A 9319-nucleotide genomic window follows, 5' to 3' on the forward strand; every position below is an offset into this window, starting at 1 on the left:
GCCGCCGGTCCCCCGCGAGGCGCAGGTGACGGCCGCGCTGCTCGATCTCACCGACACCCTGGCCGGTGACTTCGACCCGGCCGGCTTCCTGCACCGCGTCACCCGCCACTGCCTGAACCTGCTCGACATCAGCGACGCCGCGATCATGCTCTGCGCCGCCGGCAGCCCGCTGTGCCTGGTCGCCCACACCTGCGAGAGCGTCAAACAGGTGGAACTCTTCGAACTCGACGCGCGTGAAGGTCCCGGCCACACCGCCTACCAGCGTGCTCTGGCTGTCGAACACTCCCACACCACCGATCCCTCGCCCTGGCCCGGCTTCACCGCCCGCATCCACGACGCCGGCTACCGCTCCGTGCACGCCGTGCCGATCCGGCTGCGTACCCAGAGCCTGGGCGCACTCACCCTCTTCCGCCGCGCCGGCGGCCCCCTGACGGACGCCGACAGGCACCTCGCCCAGGCCCTGGCCGACGCCACCGCCCTCTCCCTGCTCCAGCAGAACGCCCTGGCGGACCACCGCACCCTCACCACCCAGCTCCAGCACGCACTGGACTCACGCAGCATCATCGAACAGGCCAAGGGCTATCTCGCCTCCCATCTGTCCATCACCCCCGCCAGCGCCTTCCACCTCCTGCGCACCTACGCCCGCCACAACCAGCTCCGCATCAGCGACCTCTCCCACAACATCCTCAACGGCACCATCCACCTCCCACCCCCCACCACTGACACCAGTGGTGGTGGGGGTGCCGGTGCCGGAGGGGCAGAGGAGCCGCCTGTCCCACCATCCCCCTGACGACACGCCGGAACGGGAACAGCCAAATGCGCCCGTGCCGCCCATGGGTTCCGGGGGAAGCGCGATACCCGACAGGGTGCCTCATGACGAGGTGCCTCGCTTTCCCCTCGCACCAAAGCCGTTCACGTGCAGTACACCACCGGCCGCGGACCACCCGACGGCGCACGGCCCGGCCGCGCTCGACGACCGGATGCATGGAGGGCCTGCTCGGTACACGTCGTCCAACCCCTGGTCGTTGCCGGCCGCCCACGCGCCGACGGTGCGCTCCCAGCGGTGCACGTTCATCGTGCGGAACCCCACCGCACGCCGACGCGGCCTCTCGACACGGGACTGGTTGGCAGGGCGGAGCTCCACGCGGGTGGCGCGGCCGTCGCGGTCGGGGCGGGCGCACAGGTAGCGGGCCACGTTCTCGCGGCGCACCGTGCGCTAGACCTGCTCGATCGCGGCGAGGTTCTTGCGCGAGGGCGTACGGGTGTCGGCCTGCCAGGCGCGCAGGGCGCGGCCGGCCGTCACGGACACCCAGGAGGTCCTGGCGGAGCGCTGCATGACAGGTTCGACGCAGGAGTGGCCCTTCGCCGAGTGGATCGCCCCCCGCTCCGATCTGCGGGTTCGGGCCTTCGCTCAGAGTGCTGCCCCGCCACGACGCGATGGTGAGGACTCATGAGGGCGACGAAAGCCGCCAGGCTCGGGACGGAACAGCTTAGACCCCGCTGTCCCGTCCTGCCCTGCCCTGTGCGCGGTCACATGCCGGCCCCAGGCGGACCGGCTCAGGGAAAGTCCCGGATTTTGCGTTACCAGGTCATATATAGCGGTGCGCCGTCCCTGATCCCCCTCAGCGTGCCTGCACGCCCGCTTCTTGGAAGAAGGAAGAAAAGACAGGAATAAAGCGGACCGCGCGAGACCGAGGCTCTGCCGGGTGGCTGTGGAACTTTGAGGGGGAGTCGCCCGGGGAGTCTTTGAGGGTTTCTCGGTGTGATCGATCGTGATGCCTGGTGATGTCGCTCGTCGCTGCGCTGATGACCAGTGCGGAATGTGGTGCGTGTCGGGGGCGGATTGTCTAGGTTGTGGAACCAGGGTTTACGTCGTCGTCGGCCGAGGGTTTGCCGTGTGGCACAGGTACAGACGGACGGGGCGGGTGGGTCATGTGTGCTGCTGGAGCGGGCAACGGGTCTGATCGCGAGGTGGGTTTGTCTGCCGAGGTCCGCCGGGCGCTGCTGGAGATGACGCAGGCCGGCGGTCTGCGCTCGGTTGCCGCGCTGACCTGTGAGGCGGTTGCCGGTATCGGCGCGGTGTCCCTGGTGCTGACCGCGGGCGAGATCGCGGCGACGCCTTTGTGCCTGAGCCGTAGCGGCGAACTGGCCGGGCATGCGGTGGCTTTGCAGCTCGCCCTTGGCGAGGGGCCGGACTTCACCGCTCATCAGATGCGGCGGCCACTGCTTGTTGAGGATCTTTCCGGTTCGGCTGTGCATGCGGACTGGACGGTCTTTCCCGGCGAGGCGCTCGCGCACGGTATCCGGGCATCTTTCGCGTTTCCCCTGCTGGTGCACGGGCAGCCGGTCGCGGTCCTGACGTGCTACCGCAGCCGGCCCGGACCCCTGTCCCCGGACGCGCTACTGGCCGCGCAGGTCCAGGTGTCCGCAGCCGGCGTGCTGTTACTGCATGACGCCCGCCTTCCCGGCCCGTTCCTCGACGGTCTGGCGGTGGGTGATGAAGTACTGCCCGCTTCGGTGGCCGTCCTGCATCAGGCGATCGGCTTCCTGCGCGCTCCGGGGCTCTGTACTGTCGAAGAAGCACTGGCAACGTTGCGTGCCTACGCCTTCGCGCACCAACGTCCCCTTGACGAGGTTGCTGATGACGTCGTCAACCGACGTCTGACCCTGCACGTCAAGGGAGCATCCTCATGACGCACGACCCACCGCAGGAGCCTTCGTGGCAGGAGTTACTGGTCAATGCCTTGCTCGCCCTGACCGGTGCCCGAAACGGAGCGTTCGATCCCCGCGCCCACGCCGCCTTACTGGTGCAGCACGGTGCCCTGCTGGTGGAGGCCACATCCGTGGGGGTGGAACTGGCGGACGTGCTGCACCAGCTACATCCCACCACCGCTTCCACGACGGCCGGCTCCGTATTCGCTCAGAGCCCCGCGCATGCCAGCGGCCCCAGCGCACACGCGCACGGCACCGGCGCACCCGTCACCGCCGTCGGCCTGCAGGACGCCGACTCACCGTGGCCCGCCCAGCGCGCCGACGCCACCACGGCCGGCTTCCACTCGCTGCACGCCGTCCCGGTGACCAAGGACGAGCGGGCTTTCGGAGTGCTGGTCTTCTACCGCAGCAACGATCTTCCCTTCAGCCCGCAGGACCGCGCCCGCGCCGGAGCGCTGGCGGACATCGCAGCGATCGCCCTGGCCTCTCACCAGGTCCTGGGCCAGCAGGACGACCTGATCGCCCAACTGGAGCGGGTGCACAACGGCCAGATCCTCATCGAGCAGACCAAGGGAATCGTCGCCTACCGTCTGCACTGCTCGATCAACGAGGCGTACGTCACCCTGCTCACCGAGGCCCACGCCCGCGGACAGACGCTCCCCGACCTGGCCCGCGCGGTCACCGGCGGCGCACCCTGGCCACCGTCCTCCACAGCCCTGTGAAAGACGTGCGGTCCCGCCGGAAAGAGCCGTTCATCTCCTCAGCCGACTTCGGCATGAGCTTTGGCGTGCGCGAGGCGAGAGGAAGCCGGTACCGGTCTCGATGATGACGCCGTTCAAGGTGAAGCGACCCACGACGGCCGCGCACAGCCGGGGGCCTTCGACCGCGGTTACCCATGAGGCTCCCCGCCTCAGGTCGGCAGCCAGCCGGGCCTGCCCCGCCCTTGTCGTTGCTGTCGGCTGGTTGCATGCCTTTGTTCTGCGCCCCAGGTTGATACGCATCCGGTACCTGATGGGGGGCACCTGCGGCGCAGAGTGGGGCTGGGTGGTTCGCCGTAGGCGGTGCGGTAGTCGGCGGCGAAGCGGCCCGGGTGGGAGAAGCCCCAGCGGTAGGCGACGGTGGTGACGCTCTGGGCGGCGGGGTCGGCGAGGAGGAGTTCGCGGTGGGCGCGGTCGAGGCGGAAGCGGCGCAGGTACTGCAGCGGAGTCGCGTCGAGGTGGCGGCGGAAGACGAGCTGGACCGCGCGGGTGGTGACGCCGGCGGCTGCGGCGATGTCGGCATGGGCGTTCGCCTCGATGAAGGCGATCGCGCGGCGCAGCGTTGCCGGCTGGGCGTCACGGCTGTCCCCGGAGATGGGGCTGGCCGGCGCGTGGTGGGGGAAGACCGCAGGGACGGTGGCGGCCGACGGCCGGGCGGTGCTGCCGGTGATCAGCGGGCCGACGGCCTGGTCATCGCCTTTCCTACTCGTCGGCCTGTTATGGCATGTACGGCACAAAGGCGGGGATGTTGTCCTGGCGATCCAGGCAGGGCGCACTTCCACGGCCCGCACGGTCTCGCACCTGCGTTCGACCGCGTAGATGACGGGTTGTCCTTCACTGAGGATCTTCACAAACCGAAAGGCCCGCATGCAGAAGGGGACGTGCTCGTCGCTGCCGTAGGCGGCGACGAGCACGGCTCCGTGCGTCGGATCGAACGAAATCACCCTGCCCGCCCGCAAACTGCTTCGCACGCAGGGCAGCGCCCGGCGGTTTCGGGCCGTACTTGGGGCCCAGGCAAGAGGGGATCCGGCCACGACGACGCACCCCACCATTGCCGTACGGCAATGGTGGAGGCAGAATCGAGCACGAAGACCGTACACAGCCGACAGGAGCTGTGTGCGCAGTCGTCCGGAGGAGGGCGGCGGTTTCAGGGCGCTCAAATCCCGGGCCCCGGACCTGCCTCTTCCACCTGCTCCGACCTCCTTCGGTTCTTCACGTAAGTGCGAGGCGTTCAGCGCGGGCCGTGAGGTACTGCGCCGGGAACCGGCCCGGGCACCACGGCACGCGCAGTGGCACCGGGGCACAGCAGCCGGCAGCCATCCGATTCCCCGGCACGGGAACGGCACGGCATCTGCCTGCCCTGGTTTCGGACACAGGTTCAAGGACGTCGGAGGTAAGGGTGACCCGCCCCACCCACGCATCAACACCCCGCAGTGAAAGTGCGGCACAAGAAAATGCCAAAACCACAGAAACACAGATGCCGAAACCGCACGAACCACACCCGCAGAAACTGCAGGAATTGCAGGAGCAGAACGCCCAGCTCCACCAGGCCGTACGCTCCCACGCCGTCGTGGACCAGGCCATCGGTGTCGTGATCGCTCTGAGCCGCGTCACACCGGAAGCCGGCTGGAACATTCTCAAAGAAACCTCGCAGCACACCAACATCAAACTGCGGCACGTCGCGGAACTCGTCGTCGAATGGGCCCGCACCGGACAACTGCCCAGCGACATCCGCACCGAACTGGAACGCCGGCTCGCCCACGCGCAACCCCCGCAGACCCACGAATGAACACCCACTGCGCCACACGCCCTGCACCCGGGACGACTGCGGCCGATCCACCCATACCCGCCCCCTGGCGGCGGGCAGCCCTCGAAGGGGCGTAGGGTGAAAGAGCCGAGACCGTGGGCCGGCCGCAATAGCCACGCACCTAGTCGCCGAACGCAGACGGCGGTCTCCAGTCCCCAGACCCCGGACTGCGCTCTGTCCCCTGGTGCCCCTTTCGCTCACCTGAGGCACGACGACAGATCGGCCAGCTCCGGCCGGTTGGGATCACAGCCGTTCGGCGCTGCCGCCCCGCGCCAGCTGCGATCTCACACCAACGCGACTACAACGCTGCGGCGGGCAGCATCCGGACGCCGGAGCGCAACACGCGGCGGAAGGGCGCCTTGGCCTCAAAGGCCCCATCACGCAAAGAACAGCAGGACACCAGCGATGAGCTGAAGAGACAGGTGCGGCCGAGCCCGGAAGTACTGCGCGGCCGGGACGCTGGGGCCTCGCGCGTCGCAGAGCTGAAGAAACCCGGCATGACCTGGTCCGTGCACGCCTCCGCGTGGGACGCCGACGTAAGGTTGTGCCGAAGCACGACAGTTGTCACAAAGGCAGCTTCTTGCCACCGGGTCAGCCGGTGGGTTGTGAAGCAGTTCAGCCAGCTGCAGAACACCGCAGCTGGTGACAATCGTGATGTATCACTCATTGCCGGTGGCAGCTAGTGCGTCTTCCTGGTGGCAACCCGCATGCTTTGCCCGGCCAAAATCACAGCTCGGCAAGTGCACATGGTGGCAGTTACCGCGCTTCGGCGCATTGTCTCGCCCAGCACAAATTCAGTACGAAACCGCGTCGAACTGACTGAAGGACAAGCTCATAATTCGTCCCATGCTCGTGACGGTTGTTTCTTTTCATCTCTCAGGGGGACTGGAACGTCCCGGCCGCGCGTATGACCGTGCCAGGTGAAGTGGGGCGTAAGGCTCGGGCAGCCTGTGATGAGGCAAGATCGCACATGTCGGCGGGCTGTGGCGTGGGGAGGTGGAGATGGTGTCCGGGTCGGAATCAGGCGCCGGGGATGTCGGGGACGCGGAGCAGGAGACCCAGATCCTGCGGATGCGCATCACGCGTACGCTGATCGACGCGGTCCGCGCAAGTCCTCCCCGAGCGGTGCCTCAGGCGCTGTGCCGGGCGTGCGTGTCCCTCCTGCCGGACCTCACGGGGCTGTCCCTGTCGGTCCTGGGACAGGAGAGGAGTATGAACGTGGTGCTGTTCGCCTCCGACGACGTCGCCGGCCGGCTCGCAGAGATCCAATACACGCTGGGCGAAGGCCCGTGCACGGATGCGGTGCGGCTACGGGCCCCGGTGTTCGCACCCGATCTGACCCGCGCCCCTGACGCCAGTCGTTGGCCCCTGTTCTGCGTCCAGGCCGCCAAAGCCGGTGCCGAAGCCGCCTTCTCGGTGCCGCTGACCGCCGGCGCGAAAGTGCTGGGAACCCTGGACCTGTACCAGGAAACGGCCGGCCCGCTCGACGACGACCAGGTGCGCGTGGCGCTGCTGGTCGCCGACGCGCTCACTCTGGCCGTCACGGCCCTCGAACACGGTGCCTCCCATGGGGTCCTCACGTGGCTGGAGGGGGCGGAATCGGACCGGGTGGAAATCCATCAGGCCACCGGAATGATCATGGTGCACCTGGATGTGAATGCCGAAGAAGCGCTGCTGAGGCTGCGCGCCAGGGCCTTCGCGCACGGCACCACGGCACTGGACGTCGCGCGGGCCGTCATCGACGGCAACCTGGACATCCGCGATGAGTGAGCACCAGGGCAGGCACGACGACAGCGCCAGGGAGGCGGGCATGAACCGCGAACGGGAACTGGCGAAGGCATTCGTCGACCTCACGGACACCTACGCACCCGACTTCGACCCCTTGCGCCTGTTCGACCGACTGGTGCACGCCTGCCGTGCGCTGCTGGACGTCGACGCGGTAGCGGTGATGATCGCAGACGCCCGGGGCACCCTGAAGACGATGGCGGCCACCGAGGACGAAGCGGCGTTCATCGAGCTGATGCAGATGCAGACCGGACGCGGCCCCTGCATGGACTGCTACCGCACCGGCCAGGGTGCCAGCGTCCCCGACATTGATGCCGAAGCAGACCACTGGCCCGCGTTCGTCGACGCCATGGCAGACGCCGGGTACCGGTCCCTGCACACCGTGCCGGTACGCCTGCACGAGCGCGTACTGGGCGCCCTGACCCTGCTCAACGCCCGCACCGGGGCCCTTCCGGACAGCGACCTGTACCTCGCGCAAGCCCTGGCGGACTCCGCCGCACTGGGGCTGATGCACTGGTCCACCGAGCCCCGGCGCGAGGACGTCATCACACGGGTACAGGGCGCCATGGCCGCCAAGACCCTCCTCGAGATCGCGAAGGGCATGATCGCGGCCCACCACCAGGTGCCGATGAGCACGGCAGGACGTCTTCTGGCCCACTACGCCAACCGCCACCAGGTCCGTCTCAGCGCAATCGCCCAGGCCCTGGTCGATCACGACATGCACCCTGCCACCGTCCAGGAAGCGGTGCCGGAAGCCTGAGCCGCATCTCGCGTTGCCTGCCCCTCCCGTCCCCTGCGGGGAGGTGTGAGCAAGCCCGTGTGTTGGTCGAGTCCTGAAAGTCCGCTGCTGCCGGCACGCACACACTCGAACGCGGCCGGGGAAGAGGCGCTTCACCAAAACGACGACAGTCCTACCGGCACCCGTATCACCAGGTCGACCGTACTCACCACGAAGGTGTGCACCACGAGCGCGCACTGGGCACCCTGACGACCCCGGCGCGAGAACAAGGGTCGGCAGGAGCTTTTCGCTGCGCCGCAAGGGGTGCTCGTGGTCGAGACGGTGCCGGACCCGGCCGTCCGGGTCGTGGTCGGCGAGCAGCCAGACCGCGACGAGGCAGACCGGGGCCTGCTCGCCGTCGAGGCAGGTCGGCAACGGGAGCAGAGTGGCGTCGGCCTCCTCGGGGAACCAGCCGAGGAGGTACGCGGTCTTGGTGCGGATCTCCGGGTCCCGGTCGCCGAGCAGTTCGAGCAGGACGGGAAGCTGGGCGCGGACCGCATCGTAGGAGCGCAGTGCGCCCTCACGGGCGTCGACGGGGTGCCCGGCCGCACAGTACGCCCGTGCCTCGCGCAAGTTCCTCAGCCGCTCCTCGTCGGTCTCGGCGGCGATCTCCTCGTCGTACCAGCGCAGATTTTCTTCGGGGCTGATGGCTGCGGCACGCCATGCGGCGGTGTCGATGCCGAGCGGGAGGTCGTACTCGTCGTGCCAGTCAATGGCCAGACGGGTCAGCAGCAGCGCTTCGGCCCGGGCGCCGACCGGGCCTGCGACAGCTATACGGGCGAGGAACGGCACGACGTACGGAGAGGCCGAGTACCGGGTGCCCTGGTGGAAGATGTTGCCGAACAGGCTACGGAAGGCGACCTCCCTGGCCTCCTGGTCCGGCCCGCACACCGTCCGGAGCCGGCCGGGCACGTCCTCGGCGCTGCCGTAGGCGTGCCCCAGGGCTGCCCAGTCGATGTCGTCCAGCCCTGCCAGGAGATCGTCGGATCGTTTCATGATTCATGTGCTGGCAGGGACCACTGACATCGATCCCGCAGACGAGCTGTCTCCTTGAGCCCAACGGCCGAACTCACCTGTCAATCGGCCAGGATCGCCTGTCAAAGGACACACGTCAGGCGATCAAGGAGAGACGCCAGGCCAGAAAGGATGCATTGGCCCGCCCGGAGCCCTGGCGAACGCCCGAAGCTCCAGGGCGGACCAGGTTCGACGAGTATCTCGCGGGCCCGTCGGCACCCGTCAGCGGTCGCAGCCTACGAGGCTTTCGCGAAAACGCCGTGGGAGTCTCCTGGGACTTTTCTGGGACTTCCGGCCCCATCAAGCGGCACGAGCGTGAAACAGCCGAAAGGTTATTCACGCAGCTCAGCGACCACACGCCACGCATTGCGGCAGGTCACCGCGCTCGCTGGTCCCTTCCGGGACATCTGAGCGAAGCCGTTGTGAATCCCTGCGGGGGCGGTGGGAGGGTCGTGCCCGTGGGGG

At 68.2% G+C, this 9319-nt stretch carries 8 protein-coding genes; 7 read left to right on the top strand and 1 reads right to left on the bottom strand.

Annotated elements, in window-relative coordinates:
• The 3 genes from FGF04_RS37785 to FGF04_RS37795 form a co-directional block, all read left to right on the top strand.
• Nucleotides 1-790 (top strand): GAF and ANTAR domain-containing protein (locus tag FGF04_RS37785; RefSeq protein WP_149515913.1); only part of this gene is annotated, 790 nt, incomplete at its 5' end.
• Nucleotides 791-1977: 1187 nt separating this feature from the next.
• Complete coding sequence (locus tag FGF04_RS37790) at nucleotides 1978-2694, top strand: GAF and ANTAR domain-containing protein (RefSeq protein ID WP_223146447.1); 717 nt, start codon at nucleotides 1978-1980, stop codon at nucleotides 2692-2694.
• Complete coding sequence (locus tag FGF04_RS37795; RefSeq protein ID WP_149515915.1) at nucleotides 2691-3434, top strand: ANTAR domain-containing protein; 744 nt, start codon at nucleotides 2691-2693, stop codon at nucleotides 3432-3434. The genes FGF04_RS37790 and FGF04_RS37795 overlap by 4 nt, the downstream gene beginning before the upstream one ends.
• Nucleotides 3435-3622: 188 nt before the next feature.
• Here FGF04_RS37795 and FGF04_RS37800 read toward each other — a convergent pair whose 3' ends face one another.
• Nucleotides 3623-4384: a helix-turn-helix domain-containing protein gene (locus FGF04_RS37800; RefSeq protein WP_235882711.1), complete on the bottom strand. Its 762-nt coding sequence runs from the start codon at nucleotides 4382-4384 to the stop codon at nucleotides 3623-3625.
• Between the two features lie 485 nt (nucleotides 4385-4869).
• On the opposite strand from FGF04_RS37800, the gene FGF04_RS37805 reads away from it, so the two are divergent.
• From FGF04_RS37805 to FGF04_RS37820, 4 genes are all read left to right on the top strand, one after another.
• On the top strand, nucleotides 4870-5259 hold the full coding sequence (locus FGF04_RS37805; protein WP_408055720.1) for an ANTAR domain-containing protein: 390 nt from the start codon (nucleotides 4870-4872) through the stop codon (nucleotides 5257-5259).
• 1089 nt (nucleotides 5260-6348) lie between these two features.
• Nucleotides 6349-7047 (top strand): GAF and ANTAR domain-containing protein, encoded by a 699-nt coding sequence (locus tag FGF04_RS37810; RefSeq protein WP_235882712.1) that lies wholly within the window; start codon nucleotides 6349-6351, stop codon nucleotides 7045-7047.
• Nucleotides 7040-7822 carry a GAF and ANTAR domain-containing protein gene (locus FGF04_RS37815; RefSeq protein ID WP_149515917.1) on the top strand — a complete coding sequence of 261 codons (783 nt, stop codon included), beginning with the start codon at nucleotides 7040-7042 and terminating at the stop codon, nucleotides 7820-7822. The genes FGF04_RS37810 and FGF04_RS37815 overlap by 8 nt, the downstream gene beginning before the upstream one ends.
• A 288-nt stretch (nucleotides 7823-8110) precedes the next feature.
• A complete protein-coding gene (locus tag FGF04_RS37820; protein WP_149515918.1) occupies nucleotides 8111-8863 on the top strand; it encodes a hypothetical protein in 753 nt (250 codons plus the stop codon).
• The last annotated feature ends 456 nt before the right edge of the window (nucleotides 8864-9319 follow it).

The sequence above is a fragment of the Streptomyces apricus genome (assembly GCF_008369065.1).
In the GTDB taxonomy this organism is placed as follows: Bacteria; Actinomycetota; Actinomycetes; order Streptomycetales; family Streptomycetaceae; genus Streptomyces; species Streptomyces apricus.

Excerpts from the sequence above, each read along its gene's own strand:
- FGF04_RS37810 (WP_235882712.1), top strand. The coding sequence starts at position 6,349 with ATGCGCATCACGCGTACGCTGATCGACGCGGTCCGCGCAAGTCCTCCC.
- FGF04_RS37795 (WP_149515915.1), top strand. The coding sequence starts at position 2,691 with ATGACGCACGACCCACCGCAGGAGCCTTCGTGGCAGGAGTTACTGGTC.
- FGF04_RS37815 (WP_149515917.1), top strand. The coding sequence starts at position 7,040 with ATGAGTGAGCACCAGGGCAGGCACGACGACAGCGCCAGGGAGGCGGGC.